Origin of the sequence: Paenibacillus ehimensis NBRC 15659 (assembly GCF_004000785.1) — a bacterium.
Classification (GTDB): domain Bacteria; phylum Bacillota; class Bacilli; order Paenibacillales; family NBRC-103111; genus Paenibacillus_G; species Paenibacillus_G ehimensis.
In genome coordinates this window covers 31,700-51,371 of record NZ_BILX01000028.1, presented here as the reverse complement: position 1 = coordinate 51,371, position 19,672 = coordinate 31,700, and the positions used below count along the sequence as shown (strand labels likewise).

Below are 19,672 nucleotides of genomic sequence, written 5' to 3'. Positions count from 1 at the left end.
TGGTGGAAGAACGCGATATCCGGCAGGAGTCGGAACGGGAGCTTATTCATCGGATTGTGGCGGGAAGCAAGCAAGATTTTCGCATTCTGGTGGATCGCTACAAACAGAAAATTTACGGCCTCCTTCGAGGGATGGGGGCCAGTCCTATGGATGCGCAGGATTTGACGCAGGAAGCCTTTATTAAGGCTTACCGCAAGCTTGCATCGCACCAACCGGACAAAAGCTTTGCTTCCTGGTTGTATGCGATAGCCGCCAATCTGCTGAAGGACCATAAGAAAAAGTATCGATTCGAGGAGCATTCGATCGGGCAGGCCGAGGCTGCGGTCAGCGACGGTCCGGAGCAATCGGTGCTTCGGACGGAGCGGCGAACGGAATTTCAGCGGCTGCTGGCTCAGCTTCCGGCCAATTACCGGATGGCGCTGCTGTTAAGGTACACGAATGATTTGAGCTACGAAGAGATCGGCGAACTGTTGGAGGTCCCGGTCAGCAAAGTCCAGAACGACTTGTACCGGGCGAAAAAACGGCTTAAACAGCTCATGATCGAGGACAAGGAGGGGATGGAGTATGAAATGCTTGAGCCGCGATGAAATGGAGATGTTCCTGACACAGTCCGCCGTTACCAACCGCAGCGGAATCGCCGATCATATCGCCGCTTGCTCGGATTGTCAACGCTTGAAGGACGCTCTTTTGCAGGAACAGGAGCAGTGGTCCCGGGAAATGTATGCGGAAACGCTGCCGGAATCATTCACGGATCAAGTCATGTCCGCGCTGCGGGACGAAGAGATGGAGTCAGTAGCACCAGCACCGATGACCGAACGGGCAGGCCGTGCGGTGGTGAAACGCAGAAGGAAAATGTGGTGGGCTGCGGCAGGAGTAGCTTCCATCCTTGTGCTTCTGGGCGTGGCCTCATTTTATTCGGTTCCTACGGTCGCGGAAATCATCCGTTCCTTGTTTTCACGCAACAATGTAGATATCGGCTTGCTGCGGGCACAGGAATTCGGTTTGGTGCAGCATCCGAATATCAAAGTGAAGGACAAGGGCTATACGCTGAAGATCGACGAAGCGGTCGCCGATCCTACCCGCGTTGTTATGGCGCTGCAGTTGTTCGGCCCGGACGGAAAGCACGAGCGGGAACGCTTGAAACTCTTGGAAGAAAGAAACGGAAACCGCATAGTTGTTAAGGATGAGCAGGGGAAAGTGTTTGGAAGCTTATACGATTATGGGATGACAAGTGACTTTTATTATCTCGTTGCGTTTTTTTCAGAGCCGATTCCATCGAATCGCATCACGATCGAGGGCCAGATTGGTGTATTGGATGGAGATCCTTGGGAAAAGGGATTTCCCGTTATTAAAGGAAACTGGAATTTCGAGTTCCCGATCGATATGACCGAGGCGCAGAAGCAAACGAAGATTACCGAATTGCAAGGGGAATACAATTCCCCAGGCGGTCTGACGGTTCGCTTAAAGCGGTTGACCCGAATGGTGCAAGGGGTTCGATTGGAATTGGATACGGAGCTCAGTCCGGAGGCATTGATGCGGTCTCCGGGTGACCTGTGGCAGAAGCAGGAGTTGATGTTTCATTTTGAGGACGCGGCAGGTAACGAAATTCATAGCGTCGGGAGAGGCGGCGATTTTCCCAGTGTGATGGCTAAATCTCAGACGCCGGGGGATAGCCGCGGTCTGATGCACTTAAGCTACACGTTTAAAGATTTGCCGGAGGACCAGCCGTACCGTTTCGTCTTCGACGGTTATTCGGTAGCGGAGCGGGACGGCTCGTCGGTGAGCTTTGAGCCTGCCCGTCTGAAGGAGGAACCGGTGTTCTTCCGTACGGATGGGGACAATATCCGGTTGAAAGGATTTACAATCAAACAACCGCCAGATACGGACAGTAAGGAAACGGAAGGCGTGCTGTATGTCGATGGGAAACTCTGGAACGAGCCGTCGTACGAAGATTGGACGGTACGGAATTCGGAGGGGAAAGAGTACTCGGCTTTGATGACAGGGCATTCGATATATGGGCTTTCGAGATTGAACGGATCAGATTGGACGATCGAACTGGGAGGGGACAATAAGTTCCGAATCCCCGGGATGCTGACCGTGCCGGAACGGCTCACCCTGATTCGCAACGTTGTTATTAAACGATACGTCAACGTCGATTGGTCGGTTGAGATGAACGGAAGCCCGGGGAATCGCCAATAAGGCAGGCCTAGTGGGCTTCATGCTCGGCAATTTTGCGACCTTAACGTGTATGTCGGGCGGCGCATAGAGGCGAAAGGACAGCGGATGAAGCTGTCCTTTTTGCTTGGAACGAGGTACATCTCGATGCAGATCTGTCACGATTTCAAAATGGGGTTATCGATTGAGATGAGAATGTGAACGATATGTTTTTTTTTGGTGAATAAAATCTCCATTAATTATTAATAAAAAGGGAAAAACCTTTACAAACTTCCTTATCCTCCGATATGATGGGTGAAAAGAACTCAAGGAGGCCTTGCTGCATGAAAACGAGCTTGAGCATTTGGAGCGTTCACCGCTACGTTCAAAACGGAAGCATGGACAATATCGGCTTTATTGACTTTGTCGGTAAGACAGGGGCACAGGGCGTAGAATTGCTGAGCGTTTTTTGGAATGATCAAAAAGACGATGCGCAACAGGTGCGCGAAGCGCTGGCTCGCAACGGATTGGAGCTGGCGTGCTTCGGGGCTTGCAACAATCTCGCCGTCACCGATCCGGCGGAGCGCCGGGAGCAGATCGCGGATGTGACCGGATCCGTCGACAAAGCGGCTCAGCTTGGAGCCAAGGTCGTTCGTGTGTTTTCGGGCGACAAGGCGGCAGACGTTACCTATGAGCAAGCGAAGGCTTGGATCATTGAGGGGCTGAAGGAAGGTGCTGCTTATGCGCAGCAGCGGGGGATCACGTTGTGCCTCGAAAACCATGGGTATTTTGCCGGAAAAGCCGATCAGGTACTGGAAGTCATCGATGAAGTGAATTCGCCTGCGCTGCGCAGCACGTTCGACACGGGGAATTTCCTGCTCGTCGACGATCAGCCGAACGAAGCTATGGACAAATTGCTTGGCGTTGTATCCCATGTGCATTTCAAGGATTTTCTCCCTGTCGGTGAAGACTATGCCGGACGGAAGTACAAGTCGCTCGGCGGGGTTCTATATGCAGGAAAAGTGCCGGGGGAAGGCATCGTCGATTTGAAGCATTTGCTTGGCAAGCTGAAACGAAGCGGCTATCAGGGCTGGTTGACCGTGGAATACGAAGGCGATGACGAGCAGAAGGAAGGCTCCGTCCGCTCGATTGACAACCTGAAGGCGATTCTGGCTAAACTGTAGAATGGAAGTGCAGGTGTGGGGTTAAAACACGTCGTTTGGCGTGTTTTTTCTTTTTTATGTAATTTCCCCGGACTTACTTGTGTCTTCCTCCGGTCCTTATCTGCTGCACTCCTCGCGGTACACGACACGGAGCCGCATGATCGTGGTCGAATCCGCGAGAGATCATCCTGTTAGTCTCTAAGGATGAAAAAGCGGGTCCGAAGGCTGTGCGGACTGATCCCCAAAACAGGGAATTTCTCCCAACGCAGGATTTTCCCGGCAGGCTTTGCGGCATTGTGGCGCTGCATGGCGGCGGATCGTCGGACCCGTTGGTTTGAGGGCGAATAGAGGAACTCCGATGTGCTAACCGAGGGATCGTGGCCTCTGACAAAATATAGAGCAACATACGTTCGTTATTGGTGTCGAAAATAGTTCGTTTTGCCTCAAAAGGAAGTTATAGCGCATCGCAGTTCCTTTAATTATTGCCAAAGGCGTCGGGTGAAGCCTATAGCTCATTCCAGTTCCTCTATTCACGCCAGGCTTGCCATGGCTTGTTACAGCCGGTGGTGATCCGCCCGCCAAGTCCGGATCGCTTTCTTGATGTCATCGGGCCGCATGTTGTCTTCCGCCGCTTGGCGGCACAGCTTCGGATATTCCTGATCGCCGGCGAATCGCAAAGCGATGATTTGTCGCAGCGATAACCGGGGATCCATGGGCTTGCCGGTCAGGATAAAGTGCCGGAGCTGTTCTTCCGCCCGGATGGCTCGGTCTTGAGCCTTGAGCGCATACGTCCGTACCAACATGACCAGGATGGCAGCGATGACGCTTAGCCCGAGCAGAAGCAGCGCGGCGGACACGCCTTCTCCCGCTATCAGGGAACGGACGGCATAAACAATGGCGCCGACGAGAACGATCAAAGTCAGCCAAAGAAGTACAAAATGGAACAGCGGATCGAATTTGCGGTGGTTGGCGTACTGTTGGGTTTCCAAACGATTTTCCTCCCGTCGTCAGGTTAATTTTATTGTATAACCGGTTTCAATAATTTACCACGCCCTTTGTTGCTTGCCTGACCGCTTTTTTGTAAAGTGAAGAAAATAAAGATACTGGAGGTTGGTTTCTTGGCTTACGTTACTTCCGATTATGCCGGACGTTTGCAGGCCCGCCTGCGATCCCATGCGAACCCGGATTTGGCAGGTCCGATGCAGGATTATATACGCGGCCAATTCGCTTTTCTGGGGATCAAATCGCCTGAACGCGCGGCGCTTGTCCGGCAGTTTCTGCAAGAGAACGGCGTGCCGGAAAATGGGGAATTGGAAAAAGCGGTCCGGGAATTATGGGCGCAGCCGGAACGCGAATTCCAGTATGCGGCGCTAACGCTGCTCGGGAAAAGGAGCAAGACCGCAGATGCATCCCGAATCGAGCTTTTGGAAGAGCTCATAACGACCAAATCGTGGTGGGATACGGTGGATGAATTGGCGGGACATGCGGTAGGAGAGTTGTTCACCCGGTTTCCCGGGCTAATTCCGGTCCGCACGCAAAGATGGATGGCTTCGAATTCGATGTGGCTGCAGCGGACGGCTTTATTGTTCCAGCTTCGCTCAAGGAGCGGACGGATGCGGCTTTACTTTTTGATCTGATCCGGCAATGCGCGGACTCGAAGGAGTTTTTCATCCGGAAGGCGATCGGTTGGGCGCTCCGGGAATATTCCAAAACGGACGAAGCGGCGGTCCGCAGGTTCGTCGCCGAAACTGCGCTATCGCCGCTCAGTATCCGTGAAGCGCTTAAATATGCAGATCGGCGGAAGCCGCAATAACGCTATTCCAGCTTAAAGCCCCGGCTTTCCAAAAAGCTTCGCACATGCGCGCGTACCGGCTGCCGGAATTTGTCCGCCATCCCTCTGGACCAGGTGGTCACCGTTTTGCCTCCGGTTCGCGTCCGGTAATACTCCTGCATCGTCTCGTCGTACGTTTCGATGTGCTGGCGTACATCGTCCGTATGGTAGCCGTTATAGTGCAGGACGGCCTGCTGCGGCAGCCGCGGCCGGGCCGAAGGCTCTTGATCGGGCACGCCGATACACATGCCGAACACCGGATAGACGAGCTCGGGCAGTTGGAGCAGCCGGCTTACGTCCTCGGGCGCGTTGCGGATACCCCCAATGTACACGATGCCGAAACCTAGCGATTCGGCGGCGACAGCGGCATTTTGCGCGGCAAGCGTCGCATCGACGGTGGCAACGATGAAGCTTTCCGTATTTTGATGGAACGTCTCGCCGTTAAGCTCGGTCGCTTCGCGGAGCCGGTACAAATCTGCACAGAACACAAGGAACAGGCCGGAATGCTCGACATAGGCCTGATTTCCGGCGAGCCGGGCCAGCTCCTGCTTTTTCTCCGTGTCGGTCACGGCAATGATGCTGTAGGCTTGGACGTTGCTTGAAGTCGAGGCCATTTGAGCGGAAGCGACGATGGCGTCGATGTGTTCCGGCTGCAGCGGAACGTCCTTGAATTTGCGGATGGAGCGGTGGCTTTGGAGCAGATCAATTACGGCGTTCATGAATGGTTGCACCTCCGAATGGAATGGAATGGAATGGAATGGAATGCGAATACGAAAGACCCCCTGTCGGGGGTCTCCAGCAGACTGGTTGACATGCCTGCCTTAAATTGTAAATGTTTAGATTCGGATCGTCAAACCGGGTGGGAAAGCGTGCGGCTAGTCCTTGAGCTATCGCCTATTTCAGACGAACTCGCACGCCATCAATGCCGGATCTGATTGACGATCACATCATATATGCTCCCTTGAATTTTGACCGGCACATCGTCGGTCTGAACTAAGCCGTTGCTCCAGTGCACGCGGAACCGGAACGTATAGGTTTGTCCGCTGCGCAGCGATTGGGCATGATCCGGATTGACAAGCTGACCGCCGAAGCGGATGCGGTCGGAGGAATCAAGCTTGACTTGCTCGCCGGTTCCCAAAAGCGTCGCATCGACCGACTGCGGCTTGGTTGCGCTGGTACCGGTATCGGTCACCGTCGCCGACAGCTCGAACGCTTCCCCAGCCCAAAAGACGTCGGCCGCCCGGGACGCATCCGGGTGCTTCTCGTTCCACAGCAGCCGGTAGCTTTCCCACTCCGGCGTATGTGTGACATAACCCTTAATTGACAGCGGCAATACGACGAACGAATAGATCTGGCTGAACGTTCCGCCCTTGCCGTCGCTGAGGGATAACCGCAAGGTGTAGTTTCCTTGAGGCAGCGGCCCGTAGGTGAACGCCTTGCTTTGCCCGGACGGAACAGCGCTCCACTGCTGAATGATTCCGAACGCGCCGCCGTTCAAGCTGCTTTCCACGGTGACGTCGATCGCGTCGCCGTCCGGATCGGAGACCGAGACGGTGAATACGGGGGTATCATGCTCGTAAATCGGCGTGACAAACGTAATATTTCCCGTCGGAGGGCGGTTCGTCAGCAACCAAGTTGGCGCAGACCATGCCGACCATACAAATCCGTCAAAGGCACGCGCCCGAACCTGAACTTTGGCTCCCGCCGGCAGCGGGTGGTCCTTGGGAACGGAGACGCTTTGTATCGATACCTGCCCTTGAAGGTGCTGCCCTTGTTCTCCCGTATCATAGAGCACGGTATTTCCCGCTTCATTGATGAATTGGACTTGATATTTCGTGAACGTCGTGTTCGGGTCCGGATCGCTCTGGGTGAACGAAACCGTTGGCGTCGGGCTCATCGGCGTCGGATTCGCTTGCGTTCCGGAAGGTACGTTCATCGTCACGGTCGGCGTCATGTTGATGTAGAACCATACAGTGTTGCTCCATTCGGACCATAGGCTCGGATCGTCATCGGTGACCTTCATCCGTGCTTGCAAAGGAACGCCTGTCGGCAGCTCTGTCGGCACTTGGAAGCTATTCGTTGTTGCCGTGGTGTTCTGATACGCATTCCATCCGGTATTGTAGACCATGCCGCCGGTCTCGTCCAAAATTTCGATGTACATTTTCGCGTAGTAGTTCTTCTGGCCGTCCGACTGAATCCAAGTAATCAACGGTCGTTTGTTATCCAGAATAAGCGTCGGGTTATAGGCGTCGGGTCCGTTCGGATGCGTAATGACAACCTTTGGCGCCGAATTGATGACGATCCATCCGATATTGGACCATTCCGTCCAATAGTATGGATTTTGCGCACGCACCCGAACTTGATACAGCTCGCCACGGATCAAATCCGTCGTCACCTGCCACGATGCCGTACTATGCGGCGGCGCATTCTGGCTTGTTTCCCCGCTGCTGATGACGAGACTTCCATACGAATCCATGATTTGAACCTCGTACCCCGTAAACGAATGGCCCGCCGGGTCATCCTGCCTCCAATGGATCGTCGGTCTCGTTCCGTGTTCCAGTGTCGGATTATCCCGCGTTCCGATCGGATACGTTAGCTGGACCGTCGGTTTTGGAATTTCAGGGACGTTGCCTTTGAGCTGGATCGAAGCGGTAGCAGGGTAAGACTTTGCCCCGTACTCATCGATGACCTGTAAATACGCGGTATAAAGTCCAGGCTTTTTCGGCCTCGTCAGCTTTTCGGCGACAAAATTACCGTCGGGGTCAACGTAGCCGTACTCCCGGGAAACGATCCCGCGCATGCGGCAATAATCGTAGCCCGTCACATCGGACGCGCTGCAGCGTGCCGGGTCCCAAGCCGCCCGATTCGGATCGAACCGGTCCGGATCGTAGGACGTATCATTCCAGACGACCGTACCGTCCCCGTTCTCCGAGAGCGTGAACTGTGCGATTGGCCTGCGGTGAACCGTCAATTTTTTCTGGAACGTATTGGACCATTTGCGATACTGATCGAATACCATGCTCGCCCATAAATAGTTCCGGTTCGGATCGTCTTGCGCCCGTAGCGTGAGCAAATATACCCCGACCGCGTCAAAGGTTTGCTGCGGAGCCTCGAACGTCTTCCCGTTTAGTGCCGACAGCCCCTGATTATTTAGGAACTTCGGCGTATGCGTAACTCCCCAGCGGAAGTTGCCGGCCATCGGATCGTATTCCGGATCTTCGAACAAAATATTTTTATACCGGACGTTGGCCGAAGCCGATCCGTTCTCCCAAATGGCGTAGTCGGACATCCAATCCCGGCTATCTTGGTTCTGTTTGACGGAAATGGCCGTGAACGTGACAAACGATTTGTCCGTGAAAGGCCCCATTTTTCCATCGGTGAACGTCGCGTCCTGTACCTCAAACACCGGCACGCCGTTCATGAATACTTGAATCGTATCGCCTGACAGGCTGATCTTGAACAAATTGTCCGTGTTATCGAACGGCCATGCCTGGCTGCGAAGCACGGTTCGGCTGCCGCCGACGTAACGGCTTAAATACAGTGTCGAGCCGTCCGTTTCCAGACTGTACCGGTTGGTCGGGTCGAGCATTCGGAACGAAAAACCGCTGAGACTCGTATCCTCGCTCGGACTTGTCATTTTCATTCGGAACGTAATGTCCGTATCACGATAGCTGTCCGGCGAAACAAACTGGCCGAGAACAAACCCTTTCCGCAATACCGGGTCTTGATCCAATGGACCGCTTTCGAGGTACATATACTTATCCGTTTCCGTGAAATAATAGCCATTGCCCGTTTGTCTTTTCACCGTATTGTACATTCCCAAAAACAGGCCGTCCCCTACATAAAATCCGCCTAAGTAATTGTCTCCCCGCTCTTGTTCGTTCGACGCTTCATTCAATAATTCGCCCTCATGAACATTGAAACGGCTGCATTTTCCATCCGTCGCCCAGGAGCAGCCTCCGCCTCCACCATCGAATCCGCCCCCAGGTGTTACGCCAACCGTGTACGGATAGTTGGATGGATAAGGTCCGTCCGATACCGCACCTGTGTCCATACTGACATATTGTCCATATTCGTGATGGGCGCCACGGCCATTCATAAGATCCATATTGGTATGACTCCGGGCCAGTAAGGTCCGATGATATGGATTCACGATCAACGCCGTAAAATTGTTGTAAAGCATTTCCCCTCCCATTGATGTGTTAGAAGGATACGACCAGTCCATGCCCGCCAACCTGGCGGTCCATCCCATGCTCAAGTCCTTATTGATGCGCAGCAGATAAACGCCGATCGGAGCATCTTCGTTATACCTTCTGTCGATTTTGATGTAGCCGTCGTCCCGGTCGCAGGAACGCTTGATGTAGGTGTAAAACTCCCCGTCAGGCCCTTTCCATAACCCGTTTAGATCGCTGTATCTGCATTGGTAGGTTTCCGGATACTGTTCGGGAACCGGGCGCCCCAGCATCGTATTATAATATTTTCTTTGATATTTAATCGTGCTGTCCGGGAACGATTGCCCGCCTCTTCTGACTTCCTGGAGCTGCGGATTAATCTCGACGAATCCAATCTCGCGCGGCTGATCAAAGCCTCTTTGGTATACGATGACCAGGCTTTCGCCCTTGGTTAATAGCGAGAATGTCTTCCGCCCCGTATATTCCTTTTCATCAACCGACATCCCAAGCACTTCCCAGCCGCTCTTAAGCGGGTTATCTTTATTACTCGAAAGCAGCTTACCGGTATACGCATCGTATGCCTCGATCATAAAGGAGTTGTTGGCCTTGCCGACGCCGCACGTCCAGCTTCTCGAACCATCATCGTTACGGCAAGTGGTGAAATAGTCATACATTTTGATGTTCGAAACCTTGTAGATGATTCCGCCTGCGACCTCATACTTCACAGAACCTTGATACTCGCTCTCCAAGTATACTTCTTTCGTATAGGTCGGCCCATTCGGAGAATCCCGGAACGGTACGGCGACGGTATACTTGTCCGGCGCGAGGATAAAATCATACGGGTCCCGATCCCATAGATGAAACAGGTTGTTAGCGGAATTGTTCCATTTTCTGCTGTACTGCGGCAGCTTCTTTTTATTAAAGGCATACAGCTTCGAGCCCTCGTCAAAATAAAGATATGTTTTGTTCGTACGTACGATCGAATTGAACTTCGCCGGAGCATACCCGTCCACATACGTCCTTGCATCTGGATCCCATATCGTTGATGGGACTAAGACGGGTGTACTGGTCAGCGTGGGTCTGCCGTTCACCCACTGGTAAACCGTACCTTTATACGCGCTGACAAAGTTTGCGCCGAAACCGAGGTCCGGCCATAAGAACGTTCCGAAAACGTTGGTAGGTCCCTGTGGCGGGCTATCTCGCTTGATGATGCTTTCCTGACGCTCCGTTTCTCTTCCCAAGCCCGCACGCAGGACGGCGTTACCTTCGGCAGCCCACCGGTAAACATAGTTGTTGATCCGGTTATTTGTGTTCGTATCGAACAGAGTCCACGTATTTACAATTGTATTGGCGTTAAACACAATAGGCGGATTCATACCCGGTTGATCGTTTTGCCCTTCGATGGCAAAGGAAACGTGCGGCGCATTGTTGACGATATCCATCGTACGCGGCGCTTCCGGTTGCGTATCGGATGCCAGGGCGCTTTTCCCGTAGTCCTCCGTCACTTGAACATCGAACAGGTATTTACCGACCATGTCAGTCTTAAATACAAGCGTGTTGTTATCAAAGGATACGACTCTGTTGTCTGTCCCTAGGATATCCAACCACGGATCGTCCTGAAAACCGTTGTTTGCAGCGTCGTATTTGAAACGCCATTTGACGGAAACGATCTGATCGCCGTCCGGCGAGTACGATTGGTTCCTGATGGTGATGGGCTGATTCCGGATACCGAGCGGCGGCACGACGATTTTGCCTATCGGAGGCAAGTCCGGGTGCACCGTAATGCTGCACGTGCTGTAGCCGGTCGATTCCATGCCCGTGCTGTCCACGACTTTTGCCAGCGTAACGGTCGCGGTAACGTCCTGCAAGGTGCCGTTATAGTACTTATCAAGCTTGTTAACCCACAAGTCCTTCGAGTGATCAATGGAACGTCTCGCCGGGCTCCAGCTTTTATTCGCGTGGATCGCTCCGGCAGGGATCGGACGATTTTCCTTAATCTCCGCTGGCGCGGTGCAGACCGGGATCGGATTCGGTTCCATCACAGTCAAGGGTACGTTTTCAGTTCGCATCCCGCCGCGCCCGTCATCCGCCGTAACTTTCACGGAGAAAGTTCCCGGCGTATCCGCTTTGATGTGGTAATAGCCTTCGGCGTCGAGCGTCTTGCCCCAATCTTCGTGCAGCTGCTTCGCTAACTTTTGAACCCAAGGGTGCGAACCGGAATCAAAATCCCATTTCCACTGGATCGGATCGTTGTCCGGGTCCGATGGCGACTTTGGATTCGTGTACTGGTTGTGAATAACGCGGACGTTGACCATATCGCCTACCAAAAAATATTCCGGCGGATAGATCCCGTTCCGATCTTGATCGTAAAACCAACCTGCCTGAAAATAGGGCGGTTTATTGTTCGGATCGGGGAGAACCGTTAACGGTTTTTCCTTAATCCAGTCCGTTTCGCCACAAGAAGTTTGAATTTTCAGACTTATGTAGTTGCTCCCTTCTCCAAAATAAAACGGTCTCCCATTCGGATAGGGGAATGCGCTGTTCTGCGATTGCCCTTTCACCCGATTCGTCGACCATGTCTGGCCGTTATAGTTGAACCGGTATTGATGACCGAAATAGGTACAGCCTTTCGGGATTTTAAAATCAACAGGCTCCAGTTCGAAGTTGTCCCGGATTTTGATCGTCGGTCCGGGCCTAATTCGAAAGTCACCGTCGATGCCGATATCGACCGGAAAATCAAACGGCTTATAGTTATTGTCTTCCCCGCCTGTCGTACCTTCATCGATTGTATTGTCCGAATCGACATAAAATCCGGTCAATAGCTTCCCCGGGTCCGTCACCGTATACTGAAACGTGCCGGTAATATCCACGTTCTGCTCGGCGTTCGTAAACGACGCCTTGTGAATCGTTTGGCCGTTGGAACGGTTCTGGATCAGGATCGAGAAGGTTTTGTTTTTGACCGGCTCTCCGACGTTACGGAATGTGTAGGTGAACGTCGTCGGTTCGCCGATCTTCACCGGTCCGTTCGACTTGAGATCGATAGGGATCAGGTCGGGAAAGGTAGGCGCTTTGTAGAACACTTCAATGCGGCCTTCGAATTTGTAGGTCGTGGCGGTCCAATATGTATCAGCACCCATCACGTAATTTCGTCCTTGTTGATACTTGTTGTAGGTTGGAGTACCTTCTGGCCAAAAGAGATAATCCATATTTAACCGATTGTATGACGAGGTAAAAGGCTTCGATACTTTTAAGTACCCAAAACCGTCCACCTTTCTTCCAAATTCCTCAACTAGCAATCCTTCTGACTTAGCAATTGCATTTCTAATTGTAATACTATTAGGTTCTATTCGATCAAAATTTATAGGTTCTCTTCTCTCTTCATCAAAAAAGAATTCCGTTGGTGGGGGGACTTGATATGCTGTAGTTACTGCCGACCCGTCATATTTCCTTAAATCAGGTTCATCAAAGACAGCGTATTCCCCTGGGAAACTCTTGCCATCGGGAGGATAGATTGTTGCATCATTAGGGAACAAACCAGGGCAAGGAGAAGGAACTGGATCCGGGGAACTAATACAACTTCCCTCAAATTGGTAATGCTTCGTTCTTTCTCCTTCGGTATCCCAATACTTCCCACTTGGATCACGCCATATGATGTGTCCAGGGTTTGCATACTGTCTTCCATACAATGGAACAGGGATGCCATCTGTTAAATTTTTGAATACGATTTGATCGGTGACTACTTCGTACTTATTTACATCAATCTTTCTTTCCACACCTTTAGAGTCCTTCATGTACACATCGACACGTTCTACTTTTTGTGTACCTGAGTTCAAGGGCATTGAATAATTCGTCAGGGTAGATGTTGGCTCGAACGTTTTAAAATTTATCGCAGCCATGATGTAATCCGGCCGTAGAAACACGAATACTGAGAAAGCTAACATGAAGATTAAGGCTGCTACAATAATTTTTTTCCAATTGCTTTTTGTAAACATAGCAGCCTTCCTCCTCTTCTATCTTTTTTTTCCCAGTTCAATAGAAGTCCCATTATTTTCAAGTAATCTAAGATATACAAAATCATACTTTTTTATATCTTTCTCAGCTTCTTTTCTTGGCGTTAACAAAAGGTACCACCCTTCAGAGTTCATTTTGGGTATCAAAAATCTATCATCTACTTCCTGATTCTTATCAAGCATATTTACTTGTGTAGCCTCTAAATCAGGAGATAATTGCCCCCACAATGAGTAATCAAGTGGGCCCCCCGTTTCGTTTTTTAGATCTATTTTCAAAGCAACCAAATATTCATCGCCAATTGGTTTACCATCAACTTTCCTTAGTTCACCATTAAACATTGTCCTATAGGCCCCGTCATTTTCCTTCAAGTCAATGATCAAAATTTGCCTGATCGTCACGGTAGCTTTCGTATTCCGCAACGGCATCTTATAAGGCAGCTCAACCACATGGCTTCCCCACATCGTCTGCACGTTACTTCCCGTCAACTCCACTTCCGCATAGCTCGCCGCACGCTTGTCTATTTCAAGCTTCTTGCCCTGGCTCACATCCAAAATCCGCTGAATGATCTTCACGGATTGCGCTCGCGTGGCCGATTCTTCTTTTCCAAGCTCGCCGCCGGCCAGACCCGTGATCAATCCCTTCTGCGTGGCCAAAAACATAAATTTTTTCGCGTCGGTGCTATCCTCAGGCGACTGCAGCGATTTGTCCGATGCCCGGACGGCGAGGCGGGCCATTTCCAGCCGGGTAATAGGCGTATTCCAGTCACCGGAAGAAAAGTCCTTGTATTGGTGGATTCCGGCTTCCACGAGCGCTGCGACATAAGGAGCATACCATTCCTTGTTACCGCCAGCAGGCACCGGCTTCAATCCGGCTGCTTTGGCCGTCATGGTGATAAATTCGGCCCTCGTAACGGTGTGGTCCGGTTTGAACGATCCGTCCGGATAACCGTCAACGTATCCGGCTGCCACAATCGCCTTAATATCGGATTCCGCCCAATGCCCGGAAATATCGTTTAAAGACACGCCTGCTTTTGGCTCCACGGCCGAGTTCGGCTGCTCTGCGGCAACCAGCGTATGAGCATTGGGACTGCAGGCGCTCATTAACATCATGGATACGACCAGGGGGACAATTCGCTTCATCAAACATCTTCCTTTCGAGTGAATTCGAAGTTATGTATTTCCAGATCCAAAAGGACTAGGTCCATTGTACCATGACCGTGCTTAATTTACAGATTTTTCTTGCTCCAAAAACACAAAAACCGCCCTACCCACTAAAGCATGGATAAGGCGGTTCTTCCGCTCATCATTCGTTGTTATATTACCATCTTATTCCGAAACCTTCAAGAGGTTTTGCAAATTTTTGTCGTAATTTCTAGCTTTCGAAAAAACGTGAATAAACGGGTGCAGAACGATGACGGAATGTGGCTTTTTGAACAACAGGAGTGACCGGCCCTTCTAGATCAAAGCTCTGAAGGAGAACAACCGCCGAGTCGTGGAAGAGGGCGGGGGAAGGATTGAACGGACGACCGTGCAGTGGATCGACCCCTTCCTTTTTCTTACAAAATCTTACCTTTAGCTCATAGATCAGCTATAATAAAGGTTTAGGAAGAGAAAGGAGCCAATTACACCATGGCAGGAAGAAAAGAAGGCGAGCTCGACTTGACGCTGCTCGGCAACCAGCAAACAAAATATCCGACGAACTACGCGCCGGAGATGCTCGAATCGTTCGATAACAAGCATCCGTACCGCGATTATTTTGTCAAATTCAATTGTCCCGAATTTACAAGCCTGTGCCCGATTACCGGCCAGCCGGACTTCGCGACAATCTATATCAGCTACATCCCGGACCTTAAAATGGTCGAGAGCAAGTCGCTCAAGCTGTATTTGTTCAGCTTCCGCAATCATGGCGATTTCCACGAGGATTGCATGAACATCATTATGAACGATTTGATAAAGTTAATGGACCCCAAGTACATTGAAGTGTGGGGGAAATTTACTCCGCGCGGAGGCATTTCCATCGATCCTTACTGCAACTACGGGCGTCCGGGGACAAAATACGAACAGATGGCCGAGCACCGTCTGCTGAATCATGATCTGTATCCGGAGAAGGTCGACAATCGCTAAGCCGAGGCGGCGGTAGAGCAGCCTGCAGACCGGATTACAGGACTGCCTTAAACCAGGCATCATCTACAGTAAAAACAAAGCCGCACCCCCTGGCAGCAGGGGCGATGCGGCTTTTTGGCATCCGGCGGGCCGAAACGCCTATAAATCTCTTTCTTGTTCGCCGCTCTTCACTGCCAACTGCATGACGGAGAACGCCCCATTGGCAGGAATGCGGGGATCGGATGCCATTTTGCTGAAAGCTACGTCGATCGTCTTCTTTTCCTTGGAAGGCATGGTCAAGGTTTGATCCCCGAGAATGTCAAGCGATTCCAAGAACGAGCCGACGAGATACCGCTGCTGATTGCGGATGGAAGCAGTGAAGTTGATATCTTGAGCGCTATGGTTAATAAAGGTCAACGAGCAGGTACCGGTGACCTGATCTTCTTTTTTACTGAAATGGCAGCTGCTTTCGCTCTTGACGAATTCCAAGGCATAGATCCCTTTGGCCCATACGGTTTGGTAAGCTAAGACCAGTTGGGAGGGCAGCCAAAAGGATAAAATTAAAGCAAGCAGGGTAATCTTTCTGGCGTGGCGCTGCAGTGAGGTTCTAAGCGTAAACAGACCGGCTAACAGCAGCAGCATTGAGGTGATGCCAACGTAGTTCAAGCCGCTGGTGCCTTGCGACCATATGGGGAGCCCGAGCCATTGAAAAAGCTGCTCGCCGAGCGCCGTGGTACTTGGATAGGACCAATTCAAAATGATGGTGCTCGTGATGAGCATCAAAGCGATAGCAAGCTGTCGGCGCCTGTTCATTCGCGTTCCCTCCTTCGATCGGGTATAGATTCGTTCCGAACGCCTGTGATATTTAATTAAACGAAAAATCTACGGAAAATGTTTCTTTCTTATGGCAGCCAGCAACGAAAAAAGGACCCCTCAACGCAAGGAGTCCCGAAAATCGTATGATACCGCAAACAAGCGTCCCGTTCTACTTGGCAGCCGCAACAAGCTCCCGCGCTTCGGAGCGTCTGGAGACGGGGGAGGCGGCAGCGACCTGAACCGGCCGGCTGTGGCCCGCCAGCTCGTACGGAATGCACAGCGGAACGCCGGTGCGGGGGTCCGGCACAATGTCCGCTTCGATCCCGAAGACGTTCTGCAGCATCTCCGGTGTCATGACTTCCGCCGGGCTGCCTACCGCCGCTACCGTCCCGCGTTTAATCGCCACCATATGGTGCGCGTAACGGGTCGCATGGTTCAAATCGTGAACGACCATAACGATGGTGCGCCGCTCTTCGAGGTTTAGTTTTTCCAGCAGCTTGAGCACTTCAAGCTGATGAGCCATGTCGAGGAACGTTGTCGGCTCGTCAAGGAACAGAATGTCGGTTCCTTGCGCAAGCGCCATGGCAATCCAGGCGCGCTGACGCTGTCCGCCGGACAATTGGTCGACGGGACGGTCGTGAAATTCCTCCATTCCTGTCATGGCAATCGACCAGCGTACGATCTCGCGATCCTCCTTGGTCAGAGAGCCGAATCCTTTCTGATGAGGGAAGCGGCCGTAGGTGACGAGTTCGGAGACGGTCAATCCGTCCGGGGCCGTCGGATTTTGCGGCAAAATGGCGAGCTGCTTGGCCACTTCTTTGGTCGATTGCTGATGGATCGACTTGCCGTCCAGGAAGACGCTGCCCTGCTTCGGCTTCATCATGCGGGCCATCGCTTTCAGGATCGTCGATTTACCCGATCCGTTCGCGCCGACCAGCGCCGTAATTTGTCCCGAGGGAATGCTGATATTCAAATTTTGCACAATAGACCGTTCCCCGTAGGCAATATCCAACCGTTCCGTATATAACCGTTCCAACCCAACCACTCCCTTAAAATTTAGCTGAACTCCGAGGCAGGAGATCTTATTCAACAAGTGCCCGGCGAGAGCACAATGACAAGAACGATGATAATGAGAATCTTTATCAATTGAATTGTATACCAGAACATGCTGGAATTTCAACCCTTTTTGGGAATTTTCCTTGTCCGTTTTCTTACAAGTTGTGAATCCCGGATCGAAAGAGGGGCGGCGTGGAACGGTAAAAGTGCGCAACCGGGCTTCCAGGCGTATAATGAATGAAGAAAATAAGTGGCATCCTCCGGCTTCATGAACGCGTCCGAACGTCATAAGAGGAGGGGAATGGAGGATTTGAATGTTAAAGCTGGGTGTATTGGATCAATCGCCGATCATTCCGGGAGAAACGGCGGCAGACGCGATGGCGCGCACGTTAGAGCTGGCCAAAACGGTTGAACGGCTCGGTTATACGCGATATTGGGTGTCGGAGCATCATGACACGCCCGGTCTCGCCGGTTCTTCTCCGGAGATTCTGATTGCAGCCATTGCCGCGCATACGTCGCGGATCCGGGTCGGTTCGGCCGGCGTGCTGCTGCCTCACTACAGCCCGTATAAAGTCGCGGAAAATTTCCGGGTGCTTGAGGCTCTGTATCCGGGACGGATCGATCTTGGCATCGGAAGGGCGCCCGGCGGCATGCCGATCGCTTCGGAGGCGCTGCGGTATGGCCGGCCGAAGGAGCGGGAAGAGCATTTTGCGTTGATGCTGCGCGACCTCGGAGGCTTTCTGTCCGACTGGCTGGAGCCGGGACACCGCTTCGAGGGCGTGCGGGCGACGCCGCTCGTCGATACGGCGCCGGAGCTTTGGCTGCTCGGCTCCAGCGGCTTCAGCGCGGACCGGGCCTCGGAGCTGGGCGGGGCGTTCTCGTTCGCGCATTTTATTAACGGCGACGGCGGACACGAGGCGGTTCGGCGGTATTTTGCCAATTACCGGCCCGGCCCGCTCGGTGCGTCTCCACAGGCAAACGTATGCGTGATCGTCATCTGCGCCGAAACGGACGAAGAAGCGGAACGGCTGGCGTCCTCGACCGATTTGCGCCTGCTGCTGCTGGAGCAGGGGCAGTTCCGCCGGCCTTTCCCGACGCCGGAGGAAGCGGCCGGTTACCCGTACACCGACTGGGACCGCATGCGGATCCGGGCGAACCGGAGACGGATGATCGTCGGCGGACCGGAGAAGGCGAGGGCGCAGATGCTTGAGTTCAGCAAGAACTACGGAGTGGAGGAGCTGATCGTACTGACCTATACGTACGACTTCCAAGCCCGGCTGCGTTCGTACGAATTGCTTGCAGATTTGTTCGGGCTCGGCCAATGAAACGAAAACGGGACTCCGTTCGGACCTCGCAGGTCTTCAAGGAGTCCCGTTTATCGCGTAATAGCGAGCGTTCAGGGAAAAGGCTTGACGCTTTCGACGCGCAGCATGATCTGCTTGTCCAGCAGCTCGGGCCGGATGGCCGGATTGCCTGCGTTGACCCGCGGAATTTCCAGCTGCGGATTGGCGCGGGTTGCCATCTCGTTCACAATGGTAAACGCATAACGAAAGCCCGCTTGCGTAAGCAGGTCTTGCGCCGTCTTGGAATGAATGCCGAACGGGTAGGCGTAGCTGTCTGCCGCATGATCGCTGCCGTACAGCTCGTTTAGCCGCTGCGCGCAGGCTTTCGTGTCCGCCGCCACCCGGGCGACGGCCTGCTCGGGCGTTTCCAGCGCGCCGTCGTCCCGAGTCAGCTGCCCGGTAAGCGCCGCCGTCTTCCCTTGCTTGAAATGCAGATTGTTCGAATGGCATTGAAAATCGTACCGTCCGGGCCGCTCGCGGAGCATTTGCCGGATCTGGTCGCGGGACAGCGCCGGAATCGACGGAGCCAGCGGGTCGTCCAAATCTTTGGTGACGACGAAATTGACGGCCGGCACATCAAGCTCCTTCAAGATCGGATACGCGTAGTCGTAGAAGCTTTTGTAGCCGTCATCGAAGGTAACGAGCACCGCTTTGTCGGGCACGGATCCGCCATCGTAAAATTGCTTGAATTCGCTGAGCGTAATGAAATGATAGCCTTTCGATTTCAAATAATTGAGCTGATCGCGAAACAAAGCGGTGGAGACGGTGCTCGAGCTTTGGTCCGTATCATGAACATGATGGTACATCAGGACCGCCACTTGGTCGCGGTAGCGCAGCGCGTCTTTATACGACCAGGCGTCAAGCGCGCCGATCAAGATGACGGCAAGCAGCAGAGCAGCCAAAACTTTTTTGATCATAGCAGGGTCTCCCTCGGGTAAAGCTGAAGCAGCTTCCGGATAAAAACGTCTATAGTCAGTTATATCGGTTCCGGGACCGAATTTCAAGTTTAGGCATAGCGTACCGG

General features: G+C 52.7%; 12 protein-coding genes and 1 pseudogene. 6 read left to right on the top strand and 7 right to left on the bottom strand.

Going from position 1 to position 19,672, the window contains the following annotated elements; all coding sequences use genetic code 11:
* Positions 1–2 precede the first annotated feature (2 nt).
* The 3 genes from PEH01S_RS17370 (at position 3) to PEH01S_RS17360 (ending at position 3,338) form a co-directional block, all read left to right on the top strand.
* Positions 3–587: an RNA polymerase sigma factor gene (locus tag PEH01S_RS17370; RefSeq protein ID WP_246062967.1), complete on the top strand. Its 585-nt coding sequence runs from the start codon at positions 3–5 to the stop codon at positions 585–587.
* The gene (locus PEH01S_RS17365) at positions 565–2,199 is read left to right on the top strand and encodes a DUF4179 domain-containing protein (protein ID WP_127486997.1); all 1,635 of its coding nucleotides are present in this window, start codon (positions 565–567) and stop codon (positions 2,197–2,199) included. Before PEH01S_RS17370 ends, PEH01S_RS17365 begins: the two co-directional genes overlap by 23 nt.
* A 299-nt stretch (positions 2,200–2,498) precedes the next feature.
* Complete coding sequence (locus tag PEH01S_RS17360; protein ID WP_127486995.1) at positions 2,499–3,338, top strand: sugar phosphate isomerase/epimerase family protein; 840 nt, start codon at positions 2,499–2,501, stop codon at positions 3,336–3,338.
* Positions 3,339–3,871: 533 nt separating this feature from the next.
* Here the strand turns inward: PEH01S_RS17360 and PEH01S_RS17355 are convergent.
* Entirely contained in the window at positions 3,872–4,306 is a 435-nt protein-coding gene (locus tag PEH01S_RS17355; RefSeq protein WP_025847477.1) for a DUF6526 family protein, read from the bottom strand.
* 210 nt (positions 4,307–4,516) lie between these two features.
* Here PEH01S_RS17355 and PEH01S_RS17350 point away from each other — a divergent pair.
* A pseudogene (locus PEH01S_RS17350) lies at positions 4,517–5,130 on the top strand (DNA alkylation repair protein).
* Between the two features lie 2 nt (positions 5,131–5,132).
* Here the strand turns inward: PEH01S_RS17350 and nfsA are convergent.
* The 3 genes from nfsA to PEH01S_RS17335 form a co-directional block, all read right to left on the bottom strand.
* A complete protein-coding gene (nfsA, locus tag PEH01S_RS17345; RefSeq protein WP_127486993.1) occupies positions 5,133–5,867 on the bottom strand; it encodes an oxygen-insensitive NADPH nitroreductase in 735 nt (244 codons plus the stop codon).
* Positions 5,868–6,067: 200 nt separating this feature from the next.
* Positions 6,068–12,457, bottom strand: a complete 6,390-nt coding sequence (locus PEH01S_RS17340) for a hypothetical protein (RefSeq protein WP_164827897.1) — start codon at positions 12,455–12,457, stop codon at positions 6,068–6,070.
* An 873-nt stretch (positions 12,458–13,330) separates the two neighbouring features.
* The gene (locus PEH01S_RS17335) at positions 13,331–14,470 is read right to left on the bottom strand and encodes an S-layer homology domain-containing protein (RefSeq protein WP_025847469.1); all 1,140 of its coding nucleotides are present in this window, start codon (positions 14,468–14,470) and stop codon (positions 13,331–13,333) included.
* Between the two features lie 489 nt (positions 14,471–14,959).
* On the opposite strand from PEH01S_RS17335, the gene queF reads away from it, so the two are divergent.
* Entirely contained in the window at positions 14,960–15,454 is a 495-nt protein-coding gene (gene queF / locus PEH01S_RS17330) for a preQ(1) synthase (protein WP_025847467.1), read from the top strand.
* A gap of 138 nt (positions 15,455–15,592) precedes the next feature.
* On the opposite strand, the gene PEH01S_RS17325 is transcribed toward queF, so the two are convergent.
* Entirely contained in the window at positions 15,593–16,246 is a 654-nt protein-coding gene (locus tag PEH01S_RS17325; RefSeq protein WP_127486989.1) for a hypothetical protein, read from the bottom strand.
* Between the two features lie 172 nt (positions 16,247–16,418).
* The gene (locus PEH01S_RS17320) at positions 16,419–17,285 is read right to left on the bottom strand and encodes an ABC transporter ATP-binding protein (RefSeq protein WP_025847465.1); all 867 of its coding nucleotides are present in this window, start codon (positions 17,283–17,285) and stop codon (positions 16,419–16,421) included.
* Between the two features lie 334 nt (positions 17,286–17,619).
* Between PEH01S_RS17320 and PEH01S_RS17315 the strand changes: the two genes are divergently transcribed.
* A complete protein-coding gene (locus PEH01S_RS17315; RefSeq protein ID WP_127486987.1) occupies positions 17,620–18,630 on the top strand; it encodes an LLM class flavin-dependent oxidoreductase in 1,011 nt (336 codons plus the stop codon).
* Positions 18,631–18,701: 71 nt separating this feature from the next.
* On the opposite strand, the gene PEH01S_RS17310 is transcribed toward PEH01S_RS17315, so the two are convergent.
* The gene (locus tag PEH01S_RS17310; RefSeq protein WP_127486985.1) at positions 18,702–19,565 is read right to left on the bottom strand and encodes a polysaccharide deacetylase family protein; all 864 of its coding nucleotides are present in this window, start codon (positions 19,563–19,565) and stop codon (positions 18,702–18,704) included.
* Between the last annotated feature and the right edge of the window lie 107 nt (positions 19,566–19,672).